Genomic DNA, 25,008 nt, shown 5'->3' on the forward strand with positions numbered 1-25,008 from the left:
TCAAGAAAATCAGAATACTCAAGAACGGGAGAAAGGCCGTGTCATTCTTCAAGTACGGCCTGGACTACATCGCCGAGTGCATAATGAACCCTAATCATATACCTAAATTCGACATCTTTCAAATTTTGTCATGTACTTAGCTGATATATAATAAATTGGTTATCAGTTGTCGGTTATCAGTTATCAGTTGTCTAAAAGTCCAAGAGTCTAAATGTCTAAGAGTCCATTTGTCTAAAAGTCCAAATGTCTAAGAGTCCGAATCCTCCATAACCCTAAATTCAGAATGCAAACTAATTTTGCACAACTACTTATTTAGATGTGTTACAACTTTTTTAAAAGTGTTACTTGGTGGAATATTCCAAATTCTGAATCTTCAATTCGGCATTATTCCGTATCTTCGCGCCCGTTTTCATAAACTGTCAAACAATGACCCTTTTGAGCCTATTTAACGTCCCCGACCGGCTGTCGTGGTGGTTTATCGCCATCATCACCTTGATTTTCACCGCCGGCGCTTTCTACGGGGCTGACTATCTTAAAGCCTACAAACAACACCGCAAAGAACTTGGACTACACGTTTTCTGGTACTTGCTGACCTTTGCGTCGATGATTCTGCTGACGCTGACCCAACATGCCGTCGCCTTTCTGGTGACCTGGGAACTGATGGCCCTCGGCAGTTTCTTCCTCATCATCTTCGAGAGTTGGAACAGCGATGTCATCAAGGCTGGTATCAATTTCTTCATCCAGTCGCACATCAGCGTGGTCTTCCTGACCATCGGATTCCTGATGATGTACAACAAGACTGGTTCCTTCCTCTGGACGGATTGGGCTGCCTATCAAGGCCCTTGCGGACTGCCGTTTGCCTTCGTGTGCTGCGGTTTCGCCATCAAGGCGGGCTTCGTGCCTTTCCACACATGGCTTCCCGTGGCGCATCCTGCCGCTCCGGCACACATCTCCGGCGTGATGTCGGGTGTCATCATCAAAATCGGCATCTACGGACTGCTGCGTTCCGTGATGATTTTCAATGTCGATTTGGTTCTTGCTGGTAAAATCATCCTTGCAGTCGCCGCCATCAGCGGACTCTACGGCGTGATGATGGCCATCGTGCAGCACAACCTGAAACGGCTCCTCGCCTATCACAGCATCGAAAACATCGGTATCATCGGCATGGGCATCGGATTGGGCTGCATTGCCAAAGGACTTGGAATGCAAGAGATTGCATCGTTGGCTTTTGGTGGTGCATTACTCCACACCCTAAACCACGCGCTGTTCAAATCGACGCTGTTTTTCACTGCTGGCAATGTCTATCAAGCCACACACACACTCAACGTGGAACATCTCGGCGGCTTACTGAAGAGTCTCCCGCTGACGGGATTTTTCTTCCTCGTTGCAGCAGTGGCCATTTGCGGATTGCCCCCGATGAACGGTTTTGTCTCTGAAATCATGATTTATCTTGGTCTGTTCGATTATCTCGGGCAAGCCTCTATCCTCTCACAAGTCGGGGCTGTCGGCGCCATTTTGGCCTTAGTGATGATTGGCGGTCTGGCCATTCTCTGCTTCACAAAAGCCTTTGGCGTGGTTTTCCTTGGCGAAGCTCGCACCACATTGCCCGAGCATAAGGAATTCGGCGCATTACGTATCGTGCCGCTGGCCATTCTGTCATTGGTCATGCTGTCGGTGGGCGTTTATCCGGAATTTTATGTTCAGCAAATCAATAACATAATGCCTCTGTTCGGTTGCCCGGAAATTGCGCTGAACGGCACCATTGCCTCCATCGGCAGGGTTTCGGCCATCGTCATCGCGGTGACTGCCTTGCTTTGGCTTGTGCGCCGTCTCGCCACACGCAGCAAGAGCCTTGAGACCGGCCCGACATGGGGTTGCGGCTACGCGGTGGAATCGCCAAAACTGCAATACACAGCCACTTCGTTTGTCAAGACCTATTCAAAACTCTTTAACGGCGTGCTGAAAAGCGGCTTCCTTGAAAAAGCAGCCAATGCATACGTCAGATTCACCGGCAAGTTCGCCTTCCTGCAAAATGGCCGCTTGCAATCCTATATTCTATACGGCATCGTATTCATTGTCACCACTATCGTTTTAACCCTTGTGATATGTTAAGTTTCGCTTTAATCATATTGGCCTCGCTGTTTTTCAGCGGCCTCATCGTGCGCACCAAGAGCATCTGCGCCGGGCGCAAAGGTCCAGGCATCTTTCAGCCTCTCAAGGATGTGCGCCGCCTGTTCAAAAAAGGAACGGTCTATAGCACCAGCACGACATTCGTCTTCCGCATCGCTCCGCTTATCTACGCGGCATCGGTGCTGATGGCCTGTGCCTGCATTCCTTTTGACGGCAAACCAGGACTTATCCACTTTGAAGGCGATTTCGTTTTCTTCGCATACGTCCTTTCTCTGGGTAAGTTCTTCTGCATTATCGCTGCCTTGGATGCCGCCTCGAGCTTCGAAGGCATGGGAGCATCGCGCGAAGCACTTTATTCCATGTTGGCCGAACCTGCGTTTTTCCTCATCATGGGCAGCATCTCGCTCATCAGCGGACATACGAGTTTCGTTGATATTTTCGCCAACCTGAACAGTTACGGTGATGCTTTCCACATCGGCGCCACCATCGTGATGGCTGTCATCCTACTGATTATCGCGATGGTTGAAAGCAGCCGTCTTCCCATCGACGACCCCAAGACACACCTTGAATTGACGATGATTCACGAAGTGATGATTCTCGACAACAGCGGCTTCGACTTGGGCCTGATTCTCTCGACAGGATATATGAAATTCGCCATGTACGGCGCCCTGATTGCCAACCTGTTTTTGGCTGGTCCATTGGCCATGTCGATAGGCATTTTCTTCCTTGTGCAAGCCGTTTGCGCCATTGCCATAGGCATCACCGAATCGTTTATGGCGAGATTCAGGATGAACCACAATCCCGAGTTCATTTTCAGCGTTGCCGCTGCGGCATTGGTATTAGTTTTTTCAATTATGCAATTCAGTTAAGCCATGAAAGAAATCATAATGATGCTGTTTGTCATCACCATCTTTTTGATGGCTACAGCAAACCGACTGAGAAATTACGTGAAATTAGTGATGGTGCAAGGTTTCCTGCTCTTTGCCCTTGCCATCGTGCAGCTGAACGAGATAACGATTTCCAACCTCGTTTGGATTGCCATCGAGACCTTGCTGTTCAAATCCATTGCAGTGCCGTTTTTCCTTTTCCGACTCATCAACCGCAACAAGATTACCCGCGAAGCCGAGCCGTTCCTGCCGCATTTTGCATCCTTGGCTATCACGGTGGTCATCGTTGCAGGAATGTACATCCTGATTAGTGCCGTCAACGACGAGGGAATCGGAAAACTCTTCTTCGTCACATCCATGTCGGCCATCCTGTTCGGATTGTATTTCATCTGCTCGCGCCGCAAGCTCCTTTCACACCTGATTGGCTACATGGTCATCGAAAACGGCGTTTTCATCCTGACTTTGGCCGTCGGCAATCACATGCCTTTCCTCGTCAATTTGGGCGTGCTGCTCGACATTTTCGCCAGCGTGCTGCTGTTGGGCTTCTTCGCAGGCAAGATTGGCGACGTGTTCAAATCGACAGATGTAGATTCATTAACAACCTTAAAAGACTGATGCCATGCAATATTTCACACTCGATTCACTCTCAATCCTGATGATGGCCGTGCTTGCCATCGTGCTGTTGCCAGTCTTGATTCATTCCATCATCTATTTCCGTGATTTCAAGGCTCCTAAGGGACAAAAAGCCATTTATTACACCGCCTTGTTCGTCCTGACCGCCGCTTTGGCATTAGGCTACATGTCGAACCAAATCGCAATGACTTGGGTGCTCACCGAAGTCACGACATTGGCGGCAGGTATGCTGATTTATCACCACCGCGAAGAACTGGCACTCGAAGCCGTATGGAAATATGTGTTTGTTTGCGCCATCAGCGTCACGTTCATCTTTATCGGCATCCTGTTTTGGAGTCTCGCCCTCTATCGTTGCGGTTCATCCGATTTGAGTTATGCCAACTTGATGGCTTACAGCGACAAGATGGATCCTTTCTGGTTGAAGATGGGTTATATCTTCATCTTCTGCGGATATACCGCTAAGATGGGACTTTTCCCCATGTTCACCGCTGGCATCGATGCCAAGGACAATGCCCCAGGTCCAGCCGCCGCCATGCTTTCGAGCGTGCTGGTGAATCTCGGTTTCGTGGGCATCTTCCGCGCATACGCTGTCGTGGCAGGCAGCAGTTCGGCACAATGGGGACGCATTCTCATGATTGTCACCGCTGTTTTGACGCTATTCATCGCAACGACCTATATGGTGAAGATTTGCAACTACAAACGCATGCTGGCCTATTCGAGCATTGAGCACAGCGCCATCGTGATTCTCGGCCTGTGTTTCGGCAAAGTCGGCATCATCTTCGCTATCCTGCATTTGCTGATGCACACCTTCGTAAAAAGCGGCCTGTTCCTGCATTACAACCAATTGGTGAAAGTTTATGGCACCAAAATGATGGACAAAATGGGCGGTTATCTGCAACTCAATCCATTCGGCGCCATCGTCCTGTTGTTGGGACTTTTCTCCATCACGGCTATTCCGCCATCGGGCATGTTCATGAGCGAACTCGGCATATTCAATGCCATGATAGAAACCGGTTGCTGGTGGCTCGTTGTCATCGTTGCCTTGTTCCTCACCGTGCTGATTTGGGCCATCTGCAAGAGCATCATCCAAGTGATTTTCCTGCCCTTGAAACCCGAAGTTGCCGCCGAACTAAACGCCCCGCGCCTCAGCCCGTTGCGCAGCGTGTCGCAACTCATCCTGTTTGGTTTGGCCATTTATATCGGCTATGCTTGTCCTGATTGTATAACCCAATTGATAAACGACGTCGCTTCGTTGATTTACTGATAAGTAGATGAGCAAAATTAGTTTACATATTGAAAACGAGGCAGCGAGGTCACGAGACAACGAGGTCGCGGGGATGCGAGACAGCGAGATATTCCGACATCCCGAAGCCTCGAAACCTCGAAGTCTCGAAATCCCGAATCCTCGCAGCCTCGAAACCCAAATTGAAATTAAATCCTGAATAACTACTTATGAGAACCCTGACACTCTACAATAATGGCCGAAGCGTAGCCTTTGGCGATATTCCGCAGACCACCGATTATCATGAATTTACGCAATATGTTCATGAGGCAATGGCCAACGATACATATCATTGCGTATCTTATTTCGGCTATCCGAATGCTGATGCGCTGCAAATGATTATGTGTCTCGCCAACGATACAAACGGCACAATAGAGGTTTCCTCTTTTGTTTTGAAAGAGAAATCCTGTCCTTCATTGAAAATCAGGGCGATTGACCGTTTTGAAAGAGAGATGGCCGAAAATTTCGGCATCGCGTTCGAAGGACATCAATGGCCAAAGCCCGTTCGCACGGCACCCGACGACTATCCTTTTTATCGTGCCGACGACGAAGAGCTGCACGAGGTTGGCGTTGGCCCTATCCACGCGGGCGTCATCGAGCCGGGACATTTCCGCTTCACTTGCGAAGGAGAGAAAATCCTCAACCTTGAAATCATGCTGGGCTATCAGCATCGCGGCGTCGAAAAACTGATGCTTGAAAAACCGATGTTGAGCCAGAAAGCCATGCTGGCAGAATCGGTGGCGGGCGACAGTGCTGTGAGTCATGGCATCGCTTTTGCCACGAACTATGAAGCCCTCTGTGACTATCAAATCGACGAGCGCGCCGCCGTGGAACGCATGATTGCCTGCGAGTTGGAGCGTATCGCCATCCATAGCGGCGACCTCAGCGCCATCTGCGGTGATGTAGCCTATCAGCTTGGCAATGCCGTTTACGGCAGGTTGCGCACGCCTATCATCAATTTCATGCAAAAATGGTGCGGCAACCGTTTGGGCAAGACCATGGTTCGTCCTTTTGAGGCTCCTTACGGCCTGACTCCAGAACTCATCGCTGACTTACATGCTATGCTCAACGCCTACGAGAAGGATTTCACCCAAATGAGCAACAAAATCAAGCGCTGCCCATCAGTCTTGTCGCGACTCGAACGCACTGGCACGGTGACACGCGAGCAAGCGGTGGAGATAGGCGCCGTTGGCATGGCCTCACGTGCATCAGGCTTGTTGAGAGACATTCGCAGCACGCATCCCTACCTAAAATATGAAGGCCAAGTGAAACCGGTCGTCAAGAAGCACGGCGACGTGTATTCACGCACTCAAGTCAGAATCGAGGAAGTGTACGAATCGCTTGCACTCATCAGAAAATTAGTTGACAATCTTCCTGCTGTCCAAGCAAGCCATACGGCTGAGCCACAGTTGCAAGCGAACCGTTTCGCCTTGAGCCTTGTGGAAGGCTGGCGTGGCGAGATTTGCCATTGCGCTATCACCGACAACAGCGGAAAATTAGCATTGTACAAGATAAAAGACCCTTCGTTCCATAACTGGGACGCCCTTGAGCTGGCAGTCAGAAACAACGAGATTTCCGACTTCCCGATTTGCAACAAAAGTTTCAACCTCTCCTATTGCGGACACGATTTATAAAGCCATGAAACACATCAGTAACCTTTCCATATTAAAAGCACAGGGCAAGCAATACATCCCCGACCCGACAACGGCACAAGTGCCTGGCATTTTCAGAGGTCGCCCTGTCATCAGCACTACACCAGCCGACAACGAGAAAATCGCTGCAATATGTCCCATGCAGGCCATTGGTACCCAAGGCGGACTCAGCATCGATTTAGGCAAATGCGCGTTTTGCGGCCTTTGTGCGCGACAATTTCCTGAAAAAATCACGTTCACAAAAGATTACAAAATGGCCACGACCGTGCGCGAAAACCTGATTGTGCGCGAAGGTGTTGACAAGCCGATTGAATATGGCCCGAAGCCCGAATGTGCCAAACTATTCAAAGGTTCATTGAAACTGCGTCAGGTGAGCGCTGGCGGCGACAATTCCTGCGAATGGGAATTGGGTGCAACGGGCAATGTCAACTTTGACATGGGACGCTACGGCATCGAGTTCGTGGCCTCACCACGTCACGCTGACGGCATTGTCATCACGGGACCTATCACCGTCAATATGGCTCGTGCCACGCAAATCTGCTACGATGCTGTCCCTCAACCGCGGCTGCTTGTCCTTTGCGGCGTTGATGCCATCAGCGGTGGTCTGTATGCCGATTCCGACGCCATCGACCGTTCCTTCCTGAAAACGCATAAGGTAGATCTTTACCTTCCCGGCAATCCGGCGCATCCGCTCACGATTCTGAATGGATTGAGGGAGTTGACGGTGTGAGATTACACAAATATTTGTTTTCCTACACTCCTGATTGATCCTGTGACCAAGTCATCAGTTTCTCCATCGTAGTATCCGTAAATGTATGCCAAATTTCAAGTTTGACTTTTTTGTAGTCATCAAAGAGCTGACCAACACGTTCTATCTCGAACACCAAACGGAGGTCGTTCTTGTCCTCATTCTTCTGCCCATCCTTGCGATAGCCAAGACGAGCGATCTTGATGTAGTAAAGGTCGCGGATACCCTTGCCAGAAAGGTACGGCATAAAATAGTAGAGTTTGTTGAGCGCAACCGTAGTCGGGAACTTCTTGCCTGTATAGTAAATCTTGGCTGAGCCATTAAGATACTGTTCCCAATTATCTTTCTTGACGTTGCAGATAAGGAGGTTCTTGGTGAGGTCGAGAGGCAAATGATAATGCGTGCGTTTAGTGCCGTATTTTACCTCAATGTCCTCGCGAACCATACTGTTCTGCGTGATTGGTTCAAGTTCGTATTGATCGAAGAGGTCGAAGAAACTAAGCTGTAGGTGCTTCACTTTTTCAGCTTCCTTCTTCTCTGCAGGCTTTTCAAGCGTCTCACGGGTCAGACGACGATTGATAATTTTGTGCCAAATAGAACGTGCCAATTTAACCTCATCTTCCGACAGTCCCATGCCTTGATGCAAAATGATTTCATCGGTATAATCGAGAATCTCATCTGCCGTTGCTTTGTTGCGGAGCATACGATCGAGAGTGTCAAAGATTTGTTCATTGTCTTCTCTGTAAGGCAGATAGATTCCACCGACCTCGCTTGGCATAAGTTCGAGGCAACCGCCACCGAAATTACGTCCGAGGATCTCTGCAAAGGCAAACGAAAGAGAGTTATAGTAACTCGCCACAAACGCTTTCTTGTTCACACCATCCTTGATGAAGACTCTGTGCATGGTGTCAGTGGTATAAGCACCTGCCTCGTTGAGTACAAACTTTGGGTAAATGTTGTTGCGTCTGAGGAACAAAGCATCAGAAAGTTTGATGGAAGGAATCACCCACCATTGATCTCGAATGCTGGTCTTGTAACCTTTGTCAATGTCAGCTGCTTCGCCACTTTCAAGATAAGCCTTCACACCTTCGTTGCCGTTCTCTTTGGCGTCAGGAGTGAATACAAGAAGATGAGCTTTTGCCTCAGATGCGACATTCGCTTTCCAGTCGCGTTTTGTAAAGCAAAGGCTATTTACCTGCACGCTTCTTCCAACCATCGGACGCGCGTAATCTTGCAACTGGTACATACTCACTACTGATTGTGGTACGGTGAAGAAATCGTTTGAGCCTGTTGTAATGCCCACCTCCACATTTGCAAATGAAGAAATTGTTGTGGCTTTTTTCACTTTGTCAAGCAGATCAAGTTCTTTCTTGTCAAGGAAGTAATAGGTCCACTTGTCCGTGTGGAAGTCAATATCCTTACTTGGAAACTTCAACTGATGGGGATCAAGTGCTAAAAGCCCCTCTGTGTCCTTGACCTCAATGTGCTCTATCTTGTGTTCGTTTGTACTGTTCTTCTCACAGAGGAGCAGAACTACCTCCTGCTGAATTTCTTCAAATACAAGATTCTCAAAAGAGATGATGTTTATCTTGTTGAAGGTCTTTGCAAGGTACTTGCGGAGTTGCTGAGCGTACTTCACCATAAGCAATTCAGACGGAATCACAAATCCCATCTTTCCATTGTCGCGAAGAAGCTGCGTGCAACCAACGACGAACGTTACCCACGCATTGGTTAGTTTAGTGCGTTTGAGTTTTCCATTCTTGAATATCTCATCTGCAAGCTTCTGCTGATTAGCATCATAATACTGATAACGGATAAACGGAGGATTGCCAACAACTAAGTCAAATCGTTTTTCTGTATCAAGACAGAATCGATGAAAATCCTGATTAATAACCTTCGAATCATGCAAGCCAAGAGCACGGGCCTTATCTGCTTCTGCTGCTTCATATTCAACAGCGGTGACTGTATTGAAGAGCATATTTTCATCACGCATGCACTCCAAGAATACACCATCACCACAACTTGGTTCCAGTATGTCAGCACCGTGTCCACCGTTAATTCCCCAATGTAGTATGAATGATGCAATGGCAGGTGGAGTGTAGTATGCTCCTCTCAATTTTTCTGCGGATGCGTCTTTAATCAGCTGCATAGAGTTCTTTGATTTTAGGAATTAATGTTACTTCTTCTACGGTCATTCCGTAGAGGTTGTTGATTGCTTGTTGTTGCTCTGCCTTGAGTAATTCAAACTGACGTTTCAGGGGCGTTGCCCTTCTTGAATTATTTCCGGCAGCAGCTATTCTATCACCGAGCGAAATGAGCGATTTCTGACGTTCAACGATTTTATTGTGTGCAGTAGCATCAGTAGGATTGTTGAAGTCAATAGTGCGTACAGGGATCTGCTTCAACACTTTTGTTCCACGAGCGATGAAGCCACCCCTGAATATTTCGCCATAAAGGGATGCAAGCCATTCACCCTGAATTGATCCGAGTATCGCCTGTATGTAATAGATGGAGTAATGGCTATCCGCAGGAATACTTACAAGGCAATAACCAGCAGTACCGCCAGATGAAACTAACGTGCCATTTGTGTCAACCGCGTATTTGTTCTCCTGAGCAAGGACACCCACAATTATCTTTTCTGAAATTTCGCATGCTTCAAGGCTCTGATGGCGACCGAAACGATGCCATTCGTTCGCTGTTGTAGGCGTAGGCTTGATGTCTCTATCTGGGCGATCAAGCTCTGATTTGATTACAGTAAGGTAGTTGTAAAAATATGGATATTTGCGCTGGATTGTATTAAGTGCTATCACATCCAATTTGCCGTCAACTCTTCTCTTGTAAGGGAAGATTACACGTGCATTTGGTTTGAAGGTACGATAGGTATTGAGTGAATCTTCACCTGATACGGTTTTGAAGTAAGGTTTTGTCACCTTCTTCTCAATCTGGTAAAGTTGCTTGTTATACTTGAAATAATAATACTGCCTATCCTCGCTTTCAGGTTGAAAAATGTACACCTTGTTAGCACTCGTTTGAATGCCATTAAAAATGTAATCGTCACCCACGATTTCACCTAAAGGAAGACTCTGAGTAGAAATGAGATTCAGGATTGACTGCAATCTATCTGAACAAAGAACCCATGTCTCTTCACCCAATAGGCTAACATTTCGCTCGTTTTCTGAGAATGAATTCAAATCACGAACTTTCCATTTTGCCAAACTATCAACTTCTGAATACTTGAATGAATCTTTCTCTTTGTTTTGTAGAACGACTATGCATGAATAAGTTGATTTGTCTGAAAAAACCTGATGAGCACCGAATGAAGTGATTGCTTTGATGCTCTTGTGGGTAGAAATGTAATTACGGAGTTCTTTGCCTGCACCAACCTTCATGAATTTACTTGGTACAATGTACCCCATCGCTCCATTTTCTTTCAGTAACTTGAATGCACGCTCAACAAAGAGGAAATACTTATCGTATTGCTTGTAAGCACTCTTGTAGCGTTTTGGATAAAGTTTATGCTCCTTTGGTGTAAATACCTTAATATCCTCTGTCTTCATGTACGGAGGATTGCCTACAATGTAGTCGAACTTACGTTCTCCAAAGTCGAATGGATTGATTTCTACTGCTTGATCAACTGGCACATCAGATGATTCGAGCAAACTATTGCCATAAAAGATGTTATCATCAAGGTTTGGCAAGATAGGATGGAATGATGCAATTGTAGAATCGTCTTCTCCTTCAAGAAGTTTCAACAAAAGACCAAACTTGCAAGCTTCTACAGCATTGAAATCTTTGTCAACACCATAGATACAATTCATGAGTACGTTACGCTTAACCTCAAACTTGAGCTTGTATGTGTTTACGTCCGTTTGAATCAGCTTATTCTTGTCATTTAATGTGTAGAAGTCAACCAATGCATCACAAAGAAGCTGGAATGTTTCTAGAAGGAATGCACCGGAACCACAAGCAATATCAGCACATTTAAGGCTTAGAATCTGTTCGTCTGTCAAATGAGCGAGATTATCCTTCATCGTCTGGCGAAGAATTTCACGTACAATGAAGTTGGGAGTGGTTACAATGTCTCTGTTCTCGTTCTCAGGTTTGTTGACAATGCTCAACTGTCCATCAACGACAGCAAGCCTTTGTGAAAGGAAAATTTCGTAAATCTTGCCTAGGATGTCGGACGAAAGAACAGCAAACGAATAAGGACTTTGAGGGAAATAGAGTTCACGAATGATTGACCAGAAAGAAGAACTTACATTGCCAATGATTTCATCTGATAGTTTTTCCTCGAAAAGACCAGAATTGTAACGAGAGTCAGCAGCCTTGAACTTTGCAATCAGCTCCTGATGGCTGTTGTGGTCAGCAATCTGCAACAGGCTTTGGTAAGTTTCAATATTTCTATCCTCGCATACACGAAGGAAGAGGATCTTGTTGATGTAACTCTGAACTACATCACCAAGTTCATCCATCTCAATCGCTGGGTCGTTACGCAGAATTTCCTTTCCGAGCATCAAACGCCAGTCGTTGATCTGCTGCAAGAAAAGCTCATCAACCGATTTGTGGTTCACGTTTGCTTCAATCTCACTCCACACCTCATCAAAATGACCTGAATATACAGATTCCTTGCCGAGGTACTCCAAAAGTTCCTCGACTGCATCTTCGTAATCGGTGTATTTGTATTCGCGAACAATAGCCTTGACACGTGTATCGTTCTGCTCCACAGGATAAGAGGTGTCGTAAATGTAGAGGTGTTCAAAGTTGCTCAATACACTTATCTTCAAGCCTGCCGTAAAGCCATAACGACGAACCTGCTTGGCAGGATCATCTTCACGCTCGATGTGAACGCAAGGTTTCTTCGCTTCAAGGAAGAATTTGCGTTCGCCGAAGAGACGAAAAGTGTAGTCGGGCTTCTTGGTGTGAGAAGCCGCATTTGCCTTCAATGGCTCCTCCAGCAATACTTCACGCTCATTGGTGTTCTTGCCAGCGGTATTGCGAATGTCCCATCCAAGAATCTCGAACAATGGATCAAGGAACTCGTTTCGCACCTGAGTTTCATTGAAACGCGAAGTGCGATAAACGTCCTTGTCTTGCCCATACTTCTCCACAAGAACGTGTATTTTATTCTTGATTTCGTTAATCATAAACTATCCATTTCTTTCAACACATGCAAAAAAACGCACCAAATCAGCTGATGTTACATCAAAGTAAAATGCAAAATTATGAATTTATACTAATAGCAACAACAAAAAAACCAATTATAATTCAGTTTTTACAAAGCCCACTAAAAGTAAAAAAGGTGTAACCTTTCAGGCTACACCTTTTTATCTATGTTTGACAAACAGTTGTCTATCAGTCTTATTTCACTTCTTCAAAGTCGACGTCGGTCACTTCGTCGTCGCCGCCCTTGTTGTTGTTCTGCTGACCAGCATTCGGGTTGCCACCCATGTTGTTCGGGTCGAAGCCTGCGCCTTGTGGGCCGCCTTGTGCGCCAGCGTTCTTGTACATTTCTTCGCTTGCCTTCTGCCACATGGCATTCATTTCAGCCATGGCAGCGTCGATACCAGCGATATCTTGTGCCTGATGAGCGGTCTTCAGCTTGGCGAGAGCGCTTTCAATTTCACCCTTCTTGTCGGCTGGCAACTTGTCGCCATATTCCTTCAGTTGCTTTTCAGTCTGGAAGATGATGCTGTCGGCTTGGTTCAGCTTGTCGATGCGTTCACGTTCCTTCTTATCGGCTTCGGCATTGGCCTGAGCTTCGTTCTTCATGCGCTGGATTTCATCATCGGTCAAGCCTGATGAAGCCTCGATGCGGATGTTCTGGCTCTTGCCTGTAGCCTTGTCCTTAGCGGACACGTTGAGGATACCGTTTGAGTCGATGTCGAAAGTGACTTCGATTTGCGGTACGCCACGTGGCGCTGGAGGAATGCTGTCGAGTGTGAAGCGGCCGATGGTCTTGTTTTGGGCAGCCATTGGGCGTTCGCCTTGCAGCACGTGGATTTCAACCGAAGGCTGGTTGTCAGCAGCCGTTGAGAAGACTTCGCTCTTGCGGGTCGGGATGGTCGTGTTGGCATCGATGAGTTTGGTCATCACACCGCCGAGGGTTTCGATACCCAATGACAGAGGAGTGACATCGAGCAGCAGCACGTCCTTCACTTCACCGGTCAGCACACCGCCCTGGATGGAAGCACCGATGGCCACCACTTCGTCGGGATTAACGCCCTTTGAAGGTTCCTTCTTGAAGAAATCGCGGACGATATTCTGAATGGCTGGGATACGGGTTGAACCACCAACCAGAATGACATCGTCAATGTCGTTGACGCTCATGCCGGCATCCTGAAGAGCCTTTTGGCATGGTTCGATGGTGGCGTGAATCAGATGGTCGGCCAGCATTTCGAACTTGGCGCGGCTCAAAGTGCGGACAAGGTGCTGTGGAATGCCGTTGACAGGCATGATATATGGCAGGTTGATTTCCGTTTCGCTTGACGATGACAGTTCAATCTTAGCCTTTTCAGCAGCTTCCTTCAGGCGTTGCAGGGCCATAGGATCCTTGCGGAGGTCGATGCCATTGTCGCGCATGAATTCTTCAGCCAGCCAGTTGATAATGACTTCGTCGAAATCATCACCGCCGAGGTGAGTGTTACCGTTGGTTGATTTCACTTCGAACACGCCATCACCTAATTCAAGGATGGAGATATCGAAAGTACCGCCACCGAGGTCATACACAGCGACTTTCACATCGCTCTTTTTCTTGTCCAAACCGTAAGCCAAAGCAGCGGCTGTAGGTTCGTTGATGATACGGCGCACTTTCAGACCTGCAATTTCGCCGGCTTCCTTAGTAGCCTGACGCTGTGCATCGTTGAAGTAAGCCGGAACGGTGATGACGGCTTCGGTGATGGTCTGGCCGAGAAAGTCTTCAGCGGTCTTCTTCATCTTCTGAAGGGTCATGGCTGAGATTTCCTGCGGGGTGTAGTTCTTACCATCGATGTCGATGCGTGGGGTGTTGTTAGGGCCTTGCACCACTTTATAAGGCACGCGCTTCATTTCGGCCTGAACCTTGTCGTAGGTTTCGCCCATAAAACGTTTGATGGAATAAATGGTGCGCAGCGGGTTGGTGATAGCCTGACGCTTTGCAGGTTCGCCCACCTTGCGTTCGCCATTATCGGTGAAGGCGACGACAGAAGGCGTAGTGCGGTGGCCTTCGCTGTTGGCGATGACAACCGGTTCGTTACCTTCCATTACTGCCACACATGAGTTAGTTGTTCCTAAGTCGATTCCAATGATTTTTGACATGTTTTTGTTCTCCTATTTATTTAATTATTAAAATTTGTCATATAATAAAATGGATTTATTTTAAGCTCCATTTTTTTATTTCAGGAATATTATTGATATTCATATTATAAAAACTTTCACCAGTTAATCTCTCATATTCAGAAATTGCATAAGTATCCATCATTCCCGCTAAATAATCTAATACACATCTAACAATAGTCTTAATCTCTTTATTTTTAGGTCTGTAATCAGGAGGCAACAAATAATAGTTTTTATTTATTTTTTCATCAACATATATGTTGAAAAGAGTTTTTAAAACAATCTCTCCTTTAGTCTCATACAATGCTACTTCTGAATTTCGAGACACACAGATAAATATAATTTTAGAAAGAATCTTGCATAAAGTACCATAGGGTTCTTCTATGCACAATTCTTTTTTATTTTCATCAAAAGATAAACTTCTCACAAACTTGTCAGTAAGACTTGAAGTAAGATTTTTTCTAAATAAGTGTGAATACTCCTGAATGGTTTTTATATTATTTGAAACATCATTCAATTTATTTTGAATTTCAGTTACTATATTTTTAAATTCATCATAAGCATTTTTTATTTGCGTTTGCTCCATTTTTTCATTGTTATATGAAAGAATTTCAAAACACAATTCATCAATAGAAAATAGACCTTGGGACAGACCATCTTCCAAATCATGAACAGCATAAGCTATATCATCTGCTAATTCTATGATTTGTACATCAAGGGTTCTCTGATTTTCTAATTCGTTTTCCTGACGGAATTTTTCAAGAAACTCATAATCTTCATTATACATGAATTTTTTTGTTTCTTTTCCTTCTTTTTCAATATATTTGTTAATTGCTAATAAAGTCCTATATGTTAAATCCAACCCTTCTGGAGAAGAACCATGACGATCCAATTTGCGAAGCACTCTGAAATTCTGAGCATTTCCTTCAAAACGAAGCTCATACACTTTTGCTATCTCATCTAGAACACGTTCTCCCTTATGTCCAAATGCAGGATGACCAATATCATGTCCTAATGCAGCTGCATCTAATAGATATAATTCTTCTTCTAAGTAATTTTCTTTATTACACTTAAAAGCTAATGTCCGTGCAATTGAACGTGCAATCTGAGACACCTCCAAACTGTGTGTAAGTCGATTTCTATAGAATGCAGTAGATTCAATTCCTAGAATTTGCATTTTCCCTTGTAGTCGGCGAAATGATGATGAATATAGTATTCTTGCATAATCTCTTGCATATTCAGAACGTCCTTCTTCAACTTTTGATTTATCGTATTGACGCTCTTTCAAAGAGTCATTTTGCAAGACCTCATACAAGTCTTGCACAGCCTTTATTTGTTCAAGAGAAAAGTTTTTCATAGTATGTTTTTTTAATCATCCTTTTCCATAGCTTTCATAAAAGCATGCCAACCTTCTTCATTACCATCACAATACTCATCTTCGATTTTTCTAAGAAAAGATATTCGTGCTTTTTCTGAAGCTAATAGTAACAAATCATCAACCCCATCCGATTTAACAATATATCCTTGTTCATTCTTTGTCCTTTGTGTGCTAAATAAACCATACGAAGTCACTTCATTAACCGACCGATACAAGGAGTCTATTTCTTCATAATCATCCAAATCAATTTGGGCAATCCACTCATCAAAATTTGTTGTCGTACTCATATATTTAATTAAAATTTTCTATTCATTTATGCAGCCCTTCATTGGGCAACGCGCTTCATTAGTCAATCTTTATGCCAAACAAGAATTGACGCTTTTTGTTTTTAACAGAATTGAAAGAAAATAGTTAAAATATTAATATTCAATATTTTAAATAAAGAAAACAAAAACTGACAAAATGACAAAACGGACTGACATCAGCGATTATCGGGGAATGTTCAGCTTAATCCAATGCGCAAAAACAGGGTCGTTGAAAGTGATTTTCCTTGCTTCAATGTCAATCAGGTCTTTGTCCTCAAGTGATTTTTTCAGCCGTGTAATATTTGCTGCCGTACCGAGGTCGTAACGTGTCAGTATTTCTTTCCGCGAAAACTCAGATTGGATTCCATCGCTCATTGCCAAAAGGAAATTGATTTGATATCCGGTCAGTTCGTCAATGTAATTTTGAAACAATATGGAACTTTGATTCAGCAACTCGGTTTTCGATTTTTCAAGGATTTCGCGTGTGGCTGTTTTTTCCGTCTTGGTCCAGACAATCCACGAAAGCTGCTGAACGTACGAAGAATGGTTTTCGACAAACGCACAGATTTCTTCAGTCAGTTCTTTTGAAATCGATTTTCCGGTAGCCGCAAAACGGCTCATGATGAAATCCGACCAATATGTTGTCGGTATTTTCTGCAAAAACAAAATGTCGCCGAATTTATAGAACGGGCAACTTGGCTTTGAAAACAATCCTGCCAAAATATGCTTCTTGCTACCGAAAAGGCAATAAGTCACATTTTGCTGGTGCTGCCAAACGGAACGCAGTTTTTTCTGAAACAGCAACGAATCGGAAAAATCCGCAATTTGCTGAAATTCATCAATGCAAACGACAACTTTTATTCCTTTTGATTCAGCGATTTTTTCTGGCAACGACAAGACATCTGCGTTAAAATGCGTTTCGGAAAAATCGAAAGAAAAGGTCAAATCGGTCACAGGGTCAACATCAAGACTGATTTTTGGAACCAGTCCTCCTAAAAACTTCTTGGCATCGGCCACCCATTCTTCCCATTTGCTGCTGGTTTGCTTGATGATTTCAGTAGCAAACATTTTATAAAACTGATGTTCGTTGCGGCATGAAAAAACATCCATCATGACCACTTTCACATCTTTTTCGTTTTTCAGAGAATCGGCTACATGTTTGACCAAAGACGTTTTGCCCCAACGCCGTGGGGAAATTAGCATTGTATTGATTCCGTGAAGGAAATTCTGCTGCAAACGTTGTGTTTCGTTTTCCCTATCGGTAAAACATGGCTCTGATGTTGCCGTCCCAAAAACAAAAGGATCTTCCATAAACGTTTATTTTACGAGGCAAAAATACAGATAATTTCATTACAAACAACATTGTTTCAAACAAAGTTGTTTAAAACAAAACTGTTTATAATTTATATATTTGATTAACAGATATATATAATCAAATATTATCTTTTTTTCTTGAAGAAATCCGTCAATAACGAGAGACATTCATCGTGCAAAACGCCCGTCTGAACCTTGGTTTTCGGATGCAGCATGTTGCCGAAACGCTGAAAACCGTTTTTCGGGTCATCGGCTGCCCAGACCACACGACCCGCATGGGCATGTTCCAAAGCGCTGGCGCACATCGGGCAAGGTTCAAGGGTGACATAAACCGTACATTCGTCAAGATATTTCGCGCCCAAGGCATTCGATGCCGCAGTGATGGCAAGCATTTCGGCATGAGCCGTCACATCGTTCAGCATTTCGGTCTGGTTGTGGGTGCGTGCAATGATTTTGTTGTTGCAGACCACCACGGCACCAATGGGAATTTCGCCTGCCTCAAGCGCAAGTTCAGCCTCGTGATAAGCCTGCTTCATGAAATACTCGTCGGAAAAAACGCTCAGTGTCATGGCTTTGCTCATTGAACCGTGTAAGTGTCCCAATCGGGTCCCAACGGGAATTTTTCGCGGAAATGTGTCAGTTTTTCAGCACTCAAAGTGCAATGCGCCACGCCTTCCTGGTAAGGCTCGACTTTCGATATGATTTCGCCGCGGGCGTTCACCACCTGCGATTCGCCGCTGTAATGCAAGCCGTTCGGGTCGTCGCCGATGCGGTTCACACCTATTATATATGCCTGGTTTTCGATGGCACGCGCCACCAAAAGTCCGTTCCACACAATCATTCGCGAATCAGGGAAGTTGGCCAGATAGAAAGCCAAATCGTATTCATACTGTCCGTTTTCGTAGCGGTTGCGTGCCCAAACGGGGAAACGCACATCGTAGCACACCATCGGGCGGATGCGCCAACCTTTCAATTCAACAACAAGTTGATTTTCACCTTTTTCAACCAACTGGTTTTCGCCACCAATGCTGAACGGATGACGTTTGTGATAAAGTTCGTAACTGCCATCGGGACGCATCCAGACGAGACTATTATAATAGGTGCGACCGATTTCAAGCAAAAGCGTGCCGCAAACAACAGCATTCTTCTCCTTTGCCATGGCGCTAAGCCAACACATCGTTTCGCCATCAAGAGGCTCGGCAAACTGGCGCGGATCGACAGGGAAAGCCGTGGTGAAAGTTTCGGGAAGCAGAATCAAGTCGGTGTTGTTCTGCACTTTATCGAGCAGGAGGGAGAAGTTTTCAAGGTTTGCGGCCTTGTCTTCCCAGCGGAGGTCGGTCTGTATGTAGGTGATGTTGAGGTCAGGCATAATGAGATAGTTTGTATTTTAGAGGCAAAATATGTTCCTCATTGATTTTCATATTGGGTCAATAAAACTTCTTTGTAATCTATTTTCTGTAAAACACTTCCTTGAAAAGCTTAATACCAGTTTTATCTTGCAAAAGTTTTGCAAAGTCACTAATGACATCATCGGCTGCTTCTTGTGTTGCAAAACGTTGCATTTCGTACTTTTTTATGACCATACACTCTTTGTCCGTACTTTGGATCATACAATCATTTGATGACCCCAAAAACTTTGTCAAAAAATCCTTCTCATATTCATCGGGATTATTCAAATCATGCAACCATAAAGACGGTTTCTTCAATTTTGCATTATACACCCAAACATTCATAATAATATATGAATGTGAAATTTCCGATTCAGCATAAGAGGAAACATCAGTCATACTCTTGTTCTCCTTATTGGAAATGAAAAAACCATCATCAGAGACTTGAAATACTGACATTTTAACCGTATGTTTTTCTATTTTCTCTGAACCATAATAATATTCGAAAAAATGACCATAAAGGAAATCAAGGCCACACATATCTTTCCATACCGACAACTTTGCATAATCAGGATCTGGGCTATCCCTTCGGGTTTTAATTTCATCACTATACCAATTCTTGCGACCCCACATATCTGTAAATGGAGTTTGCGCCCTAATATAATCAACAATATTTAGCACTCTTTTTTGATATCTTGTCAATAAGCGAAAAGCGTTCCTTACATCTACAAAAATGCCATCTAATTCTTTACTCATAATTATAATATTGTTTTATTGAGATTATTGATTTTGAATTAATTATTGGTTTTGAATAATCCATTGACCCAAACCAATCTATATTGTACACTCCATTAATGCTAAAACTCAAAATAATAGTATCAAGAAGTCTTAATGTAGCAGATGTTTGCATATCACAAACCGTAATCTTTCTAAGTTCGTTCCTATATTTATTAACATTAACAAGCAATGAAAGCCAACTGCATTTAAAAATAGATTGTTCCTGTCCATCTACAATTATTTTCTCTTTGTTAAGGGTAGCATTTCCTCCAACTGCAATAAAAAAAACACTTTTTTTATCTTTTCCATACTCGTTATAATATCCCTTCAACTCCCTTTCCCATTGATTTGGATATTGACCATTAATATCATTATATTTCGCCTCAATAATAACATCAAATTCTTCAAATCTCAAAAACAAATCTGGCTCAACAAAATTTGAATTGTTTGTTCCATTGCTATCCCAATGACACCAAAAAGCGTAATTAAGCAAACGACCAGAATTACTTTTCATTCCATCAGAGAACAAACATGATGTTCTAAAAATATGCCAGAAGACATTATCGGGCAATAACAATAGGTTTTCAAAAACAGATGAAGTCTTCCTATCCTCAGGCCCATATTTTTGAGCGCTTTCACTATGCAACATATTCTTTATCAGTTTACATCAAGTTGCAAATGCAACATATTCAACACTAATTCGGTGCAAATTTAATGATAAAACATTCACCGTTGCCAAAAACCGAATTTATTTTTAGACTATTATTTAACTTCTTGTTAATCTAAATGATAACGATTTTGCAAAGAATTAGCATACTTCGTCTCTACAGGTCAATCAATTAATGGCAACACCATTTTCAAACAAATACTCAGGTGCAATGTCGATAGTTCCATCTTTCCATTCCACGGTGTCGGTGATGGTGAACGATTTAAATAGATTTAAATCACTCAAACAATGGAAAACCGGATAACGGTCAATGACAGGCATAAAATCAAAAATGCGCTTCTGCCCATTGTTGAACGACAAAAGCATTTTATATCCATCAATATAATGTGCATCAACGACTTCGAGAAACATATTATTCATCTTAAAGGTTCGATTTTATTTGGCTCTTCGCCATTCACTGCTTGATTCCAAGCTGTTTTGAGTTCATCTCTATGAAGGTCAAGCCATTCAAAAATTAAACGCAATGCTCTTTCAGATATTTCACCCTTTACCTTCCCGTTTTCAATTTCAATTGTCACCTTATCACCTTGATAATCTGCATGAAAATGTGGTGGATTGTGATCAAGAAATTTCAATGTGATGATAATTCCGAAAAATTCTGATATTTTAGGCATAGGTTTTAGAGATTTATTTCGCAAAAATACAAATATTTCTGAGATATTATTGTTTTTGAAAATCAATAATTCACACAGCAAAAATAGTACTTTGTATTAAACTCTATGGAAAAATCATATATTTTCTGATTTTTCCATAGAGTTTAATCATTCATATCAGGAAATCAATTAGCGGAAATAAGTAGATTTATAATGCAGTTTATTTCAGACCACTTACTTAAAATCAAAACAGATTCTAAATGATTAAAAAGCTATCGCTTTGTTTTTACGGCTCCATCGAATCATTATGTTTTATATTGGTATTGATTGAACCTTTTGAGGGTGTTTTTCGTTTGAAGAAATGAAGGAGTTCGTTGAAAAAATGGCCAAACATAATGACGACTCTTGACTTTTGACCGAAAATCAATTATATTTGCAGCATTATTAACCCTCAAAATCAAAACGCTATGGATAAAATGATTGAAAAAATCGCTCAGGCCGAAGACCTTCCGTGGATGGAGGCTGAAGCCAAACTGAACCTGATTTACCACAAGTTGAACGGCGCCGAAATCAAGTCGTTCCACGATGAGTTCATGGTCTGGCTCATGGACAAAAAGAAAATGAACTACAAGTCGATTCTGCAAACCGCGCCCGACAAATTACACGAAATTTTCACCAAAGAATTCAAAAAATGATTTGCATGGCGTGAAAAGTATTATCTTTGCGGCCCAATCAACTATCATTTAAAATGGATGTACCCAAAGACGATGTAAACTCTCAGTTTACTTTTACCTACGACAACATACGCGGCACCGTCCACGTTGTCGATCATCTCACCGGTGAGGAATTTGATTTACTGAAAGAAGACACAGGCTGGTTCGATGCCGAGTTCAAGCTCGACGTGTAGAATCTGAAACCGCAGATTACGCAGATTTTACGGATACAAGCATCTTGATTTACATGAATTTATGTTTGTAAAACACAAATTTCACAGATTTTTATGCACATGTATATGTGTCCTAAAAACATAAATTACCACGAATGTTTCACAAATTATCATAAATTGCCAGACGAAATAATTCATGGAAATTCATGGCCAATTTATGGTAATTTGTGTTCAAGAAAACCTTGGCGATTTATTTACTGCAATTCGAGTTGTTTGCAATGAATCTGACAATTTCATCCCGTTTCTCCGAACTTATGACATAGTGTTTCCCATCTTTGAACTTGATGTGGAAACACTGTTGTCTGTGCGTTACGAAAAACCGCATCTTTCCATATTTACTGTGGCGGAAATAACCCCAATAGCCGTATGCGCCACCGCTTCCGCAAGTCCTGATGACTTTGTCGAAAAACTGTTTTCCATCTTCAATAATGCAGCAGCTCATAATGTCATTAATGTCGATTTTCACCGTTCCAATCGGCCTCCTGATTTTAATTGTGTCATCCGTGACAATCAATCTTATCGGGAAAAACAAGGCGCACGACACGGCTAACAATATGGAAAAGATTTCTATCAAAACCAAGGAACTCCGAAAGGCGGCTATTACCATGGAAAGCAAAATGGCATCAAAAACTATGGTGATGATGATGGCCAAATTATCCCATTTGAAGGATGATTTAATGCAAGTTGAAGACTGAGCATTCACGTTTTTCTTGTTTTTCAGGTTGCGTAAAAATGCAACCATTGGCGATTATGATGCAAAAATAGGCAAATTTCAAAAACCGGTAGTTGAAACTACATTAGAAGCTGTTTTGATTTACTTTTATTCGATTTGCCACATTTTTTGTCCTAACAAGACGCTATCCGTGCATCTTTACGTTCCACCTACATATTTGATTTACCTGAAAAAGATTCTAACAAATTCTCAATCAAATTCAAAAGGCGGCCTTTAGGGTCGCCTTTCCTGATATATTTTATTTGGTTTTATAGTCCGAATGCAAAAGAATAGCGGAAATAGAAATCATCGAAATAATCCCAAGGTGCTCTTCTGTGTCCCGAATGCACATCATATAAGTCGGTGAAATTCATGCCGAAACTGAAATTGGAATGACCAACGACAAGGCCAAAGCCAAAGCCTGTGAATAGGCCTTCGGCCTGAAAATCGGTCTGGCAACGGTAACTGTAAGCACTTCTAAGCGGAATGGCATAGCCGATTCTTCCTTCGATGAACGGACACACTTCGCCAGTTGGAATCATCAGCCTGAGATTGCCATAAACCGGCAACGAATAAGTGTAGAAATCCAAATCAGGATGGGGACGGTTCCACGAGCAATAGCTTCCGTAAAACTCTCCTCCAAGTCCAATTGAAACAGCTCTGCCAGCCTGATACTCCAACATTCCGCCAACCATAAACATCCTTGGATTGTGATGACGGAACATATCAATAATGCCACCCTGACCAATCGAACCCATCACATGGAAACGCATATCGCCAACATAATCAGGAGTATAACGTGCATGGTGACGAGGTTCGGAATATTCCGTATGATGACGGTAACGCGGATTAGGGCGTTTTATACTTTGTGCGTTTGCCGTCAGGCTTATTGTGAGCAACAATGCGAGTGATAACAGCAGTTTTTTCATTTCAATTCCAATTTGATGACAAAGATAGCAAAACAAATATCATACCAAATTTTCTCAATTGTTCTGTTTCACCCTGATTCTTCTGACCAATTCAAAAAGCAAACCCGTCGGACAAAGGAAACGACACCAAGCGCGGTTGATGAAAAGCGAAACAATCAACACAACGGCGGCAAAAACGATGCTGAACAAAGTAATGCTCTTCACGCTGAAAACGCTGAAAGGCTCCACAAAAGCCAAATCCAAACTCACACCAAGAGACAATAGTATTAATAAGGTAAGCAGAAACATTTTTCTGACGACAAGTAAAACAGTCGTTACTGTTTTTGGAAGCGCCAGCTTCTTTTTACAGGCTTTCCCTGCCAATTCCTGCAAAGCACCCATCGGGCAAAGATAAGTGCAATAAAAAGCCTTGCGCGTGAACAAAGGCAACAAAACCGCCAAAGCAAAAACCACAATCAAAGCCCATTCCAGAGGCCATGAAATGCCAATTGTGAGCCAACTGTTGAATTTCAGCAGCGACATTGAGGCATTGCGCCAAAAGCCCAAAATCAAAATGGAAAGCAATAAAGTGATTAGACGCAACATTTTGGTTTTCTGCGGATTGAAAAAGCAAATCAAAGCCAAGATGACAACTATCAGAATGCAGATATTTGGTAAAAGTGCGCTGTTGTCAGTGGTTTCAACGACGTTCTGCCTTGCCACGACTGCCAATCGCGCTTTCAGGCTGTTCTGAATGCCTTTCGATGAATATGTGGCGCCACTGACGGCATCAACATTTTTCTGCAAGGCTTCGTCGACCGAAAGGCCGTTCCACGATTCAAGATAACTCGATTTCGTCACACGTTTAATAAATCCTGGTGTTTCATGATTAGCTAACAACTTGATTTGCATTATTTTGTCTTCATTGTCAAGGGCGATAAGCAAAGGTGTTTTTCCTGCATAGCCTTTCACACCGTCTGAATAGGGCGATGAAAGCAAAACAGATCCAATCACTTCATTTTCAGCGTCTTTAACTGCAAAATAGGATGTGTCTAAAAACTGCAATTGTTGAGCTTCCGGGAACAAATCACAAATTTCCGAAAGTTCAATTTTGGGAAGATTTTCTTTTGAACAATCTTTTTCAGTTGTAAAAACCCGGATGAGGACAACGGCAACTAAAGCCACTAAAATCAACCAGTTAAGTATTTTTTCGATAATTTTCATTTTCAACTAATTTTCAGCAAAAATAAGGTTTTACTCTTTTCGGACCATCATATTCAGCGAAAAAACTATCTTTGTGGCAATTTAAAACATCAA

At 43.3% G+C, this 25,008-nt stretch carries 23 protein-coding genes; 8 read left to right on the top strand and 15 right to left on the bottom strand.

The genetic code is table 11. From position 1 onward, the window contains the following. Positions 1 to 435 precede the first annotated feature (435 nt). The 6 genes from AC06MN_RS02005 (at position 436) to AC06MN_RS02030 (ending at position 7,314) form a co-directional block, all read left to right on the top strand. A complete protein-coding gene (locus AC06MN_RS02005) occupies positions 436 to 2,112 on the top strand; it encodes a proton-conducting transporter transmembrane domain-containing protein (protein WP_475670678.1) in 1,677 nt (558 codons plus the stop codon). Then, positions 2,106 to 2,999 carry a respiratory chain complex I subunit 1 family protein gene (locus tag AC06MN_RS02010; protein WP_475670679.1) on the top strand — a complete coding sequence of 298 codons (894 nt, stop codon included), beginning with the start codon at positions 2,106 to 2,108 and terminating at the stop codon, positions 2,997 to 2,999. The genes AC06MN_RS02005 and AC06MN_RS02010 overlap by 7 nt, the downstream gene beginning before the upstream one ends. 3 nt (positions 3,000 to 3,002) lie before the next feature. After that, positions 3,003 to 3,632: an NADH-quinone oxidoreductase subunit K gene (locus AC06MN_RS02015; protein ID WP_475670680.1), complete on the top strand. Its 630-nt coding sequence runs from the start codon at positions 3,003 to 3,005 to the stop codon at positions 3,630 to 3,632. A gap of 4 nt (positions 3,633 to 3,636) precedes the next feature. Then, a complete protein-coding gene (locus tag AC06MN_RS02020) occupies positions 3,637 to 4,914 on the top strand; it encodes a complex I subunit 5 family protein (RefSeq protein ID WP_475670681.1) in 1,278 nt (425 codons plus the stop codon). Between the two features lie 188 nt (positions 4,915 to 5,102). Further along, positions 5,103 to 6,566 carry a hydrogenase large subunit gene (locus AC06MN_RS02025; RefSeq protein ID WP_475670682.1) on the top strand — a complete coding sequence of 488 codons (1,464 nt, stop codon included), beginning with the start codon at positions 5,103 to 5,105 and terminating at the stop codon, positions 6,564 to 6,566. A 4-nt stretch (positions 6,567 to 6,570) separates the two neighbouring features. Beyond that, the gene (locus AC06MN_RS02030; protein WP_475670683.1) at positions 6,571 to 7,314 is read left to right on the top strand and encodes an NADH-quinone oxidoreductase subunit B family protein; all 744 of its coding nucleotides are present in this window, start codon (positions 6,571 to 6,573) and stop codon (positions 7,312 to 7,314) included. Positions 7,315 to 7,336: 22 nt separating this feature from the next. Here AC06MN_RS02030 and AC06MN_RS02035 read toward each other — a convergent pair whose 3' ends face one another. The 12 genes from AC06MN_RS02035 to AC06MN_RS02090 all read right to left on the bottom strand — a co-directional run bounded on the left by AC06MN_RS02035 (position 7,337) and on the right by AC06MN_RS02090 (position 21,146). Then, positions 7,337 to 9,481 carry an Eco57I restriction-modification methylase domain-containing protein gene (locus tag AC06MN_RS02035; RefSeq protein WP_475670684.1) on the bottom strand — a complete coding sequence of 715 codons (2,145 nt, stop codon included), beginning with the start codon at positions 9,479 to 9,481 and terminating at the stop codon, positions 7,337 to 7,339. Continuing rightward, positions 9,468 to 12,476 (bottom strand): Eco57I restriction-modification methylase domain-containing protein, encoded by a 3,009-nt coding sequence (locus AC06MN_RS02040; RefSeq protein WP_475670685.1) that lies wholly within the window; start codon positions 12,474 to 12,476, stop codon positions 9,468 to 9,470. The genes AC06MN_RS02035 and AC06MN_RS02040 overlap by 14 nt, the downstream gene beginning before the upstream one ends. A gap of 214 nt (positions 12,477 to 12,690) precedes the next feature. Further along, positions 12,691 to 14,625 (bottom strand): molecular chaperone DnaK, encoded by a 1,935-nt coding sequence (dnaK, locus tag AC06MN_RS02045; protein ID WP_475670686.1) that lies wholly within the window; start codon positions 14,623 to 14,625, stop codon positions 12,691 to 12,693. Positions 14,626 to 14,680: 55 nt separating this feature from the next. Next, the gene (locus tag AC06MN_RS02050) at positions 14,681 to 16,000 is read right to left on the bottom strand and encodes a deoxyguanosinetriphosphate triphosphohydrolase family protein (RefSeq protein WP_475670687.1); all 1,320 of its coding nucleotides are present in this window, start codon (positions 15,998 to 16,000) and stop codon (positions 14,681 to 14,683) included. Between the two features lie 11 nt (positions 16,001 to 16,011). Continuing rightward, positions 16,012 to 16,308 (bottom strand): hypothetical protein, encoded by a 297-nt coding sequence (locus tag AC06MN_RS02055; RefSeq protein WP_475670688.1) that lies wholly within the window; start codon positions 16,306 to 16,308, stop codon positions 16,012 to 16,014. A gap of 201 nt (positions 16,309 to 16,509) precedes the next feature. Further along, complete coding sequence (locus tag AC06MN_RS02060; RefSeq protein ID WP_475670689.1) at positions 16,510 to 17,637, bottom strand: AAA family ATPase; 1,128 nt, start codon at positions 17,635 to 17,637, stop codon at positions 16,510 to 16,512. A 128-nt stretch (positions 17,638 to 17,765) separates the two neighbouring features. Then, entirely contained in the window at positions 17,766 to 18,209 is a 444-nt protein-coding gene (locus tag AC06MN_RS02065; RefSeq protein ID WP_475670690.1) for a nucleoside deaminase, read from the bottom strand. A gap of 8 nt (positions 18,210 to 18,217) precedes the next feature. Continuing rightward, positions 18,218 to 19,009: a nitrilase-related carbon-nitrogen hydrolase gene (locus AC06MN_RS02070; protein ID WP_475670691.1), complete on the bottom strand. Its 792-nt coding sequence runs from the start codon at positions 19,007 to 19,009 to the stop codon at positions 18,218 to 18,220. Between the two features lie 79 nt (positions 19,010 to 19,088). Beyond that, on the bottom strand, positions 19,089 to 19,784 hold the full coding sequence (locus AC06MN_RS02075) for a hypothetical protein (RefSeq protein ID WP_475670692.1): 696 nt from the start codon (positions 19,782 to 19,784) through the stop codon (positions 19,089 to 19,091). Further along, the gene (locus AC06MN_RS02080) at positions 19,777 to 20,454 is read right to left on the bottom strand and encodes a hypothetical protein (protein WP_475670693.1); all 678 of its coding nucleotides are present in this window, start codon (positions 20,452 to 20,454) and stop codon (positions 19,777 to 19,779) included. The genes AC06MN_RS02075 and AC06MN_RS02080 overlap by 8 nt, the downstream gene beginning before the upstream one ends. Positions 20,455 to 20,640: 186 nt before the next feature. Continuing rightward, positions 20,641 to 20,892, bottom strand: coding sequence for a DUF2442 domain-containing protein (locus AC06MN_RS02085; protein WP_475670694.1), 252 nt, complete (start codon positions 20,890 to 20,892; stop codon positions 20,641 to 20,643). Then, positions 20,889 to 21,146: a DUF4160 domain-containing protein gene (locus tag AC06MN_RS02090; protein ID WP_475670695.1), complete on the bottom strand. Its 258-nt coding sequence runs from the start codon at positions 21,144 to 21,146 to the stop codon at positions 20,889 to 20,891. The genes AC06MN_RS02085 and AC06MN_RS02090 overlap by 4 nt, the downstream gene beginning before the upstream one ends. Before the next feature lie 446 nt (positions 21,147 to 21,592). Here AC06MN_RS02090 and AC06MN_RS02095 point away from each other — a divergent pair, with 446 nt between their 5' ends. Then, the gene (locus AC06MN_RS02095; RefSeq protein WP_475670696.1) at positions 21,593 to 21,820 is read left to right on the top strand and encodes a hypothetical protein; all 228 of its coding nucleotides are present in this window, start codon (positions 21,593 to 21,595) and stop codon (positions 21,818 to 21,820) included. 53 nt (positions 21,821 to 21,873) lie between these two features. Then, positions 21,874 to 22,032: a hypothetical protein gene (locus tag AC06MN_RS02100; protein ID WP_475670697.1), complete on the top strand. Its 159-nt coding sequence runs from the start codon at positions 21,874 to 21,876 to the stop codon at positions 22,030 to 22,032. A 229-nt stretch (positions 22,033 to 22,261) separates the two neighbouring features. Here the strand turns inward: AC06MN_RS02100 and AC06MN_RS02105 are convergent, their stop codons facing one another. The 3 genes from AC06MN_RS02105 to AC06MN_RS02115 form a co-directional block, all read right to left on the bottom strand. After that, entirely contained in the window at positions 22,262 to 22,813 is a 552-nt protein-coding gene (locus AC06MN_RS02105; protein ID WP_475670698.1) for a PH domain-containing protein, read from the bottom strand. Between the two features lie 239 nt (positions 22,814 to 23,052). After that, positions 23,053 to 23,712, bottom strand: coding sequence for a hypothetical protein (locus tag AC06MN_RS02110; protein ID WP_475670699.1), 660 nt, complete (start codon positions 23,710 to 23,712; stop codon positions 23,053 to 23,055). 54 nt (positions 23,713 to 23,766) lie between these two features. After that, positions 23,767 to 24,915 carry a 4Fe-4S binding protein gene (locus tag AC06MN_RS02115; RefSeq protein ID WP_475670700.1) on the bottom strand — a complete coding sequence of 383 codons (1,149 nt, stop codon included), beginning with the start codon at positions 24,913 to 24,915 and terminating at the stop codon, positions 23,767 to 23,769. Between the last annotated feature and the right edge of the window lie 93 nt (positions 24,916 to 25,008).

It is taken from the genome of Candidatus Limimorpha sp. (genome assembly GCF_056203535.1).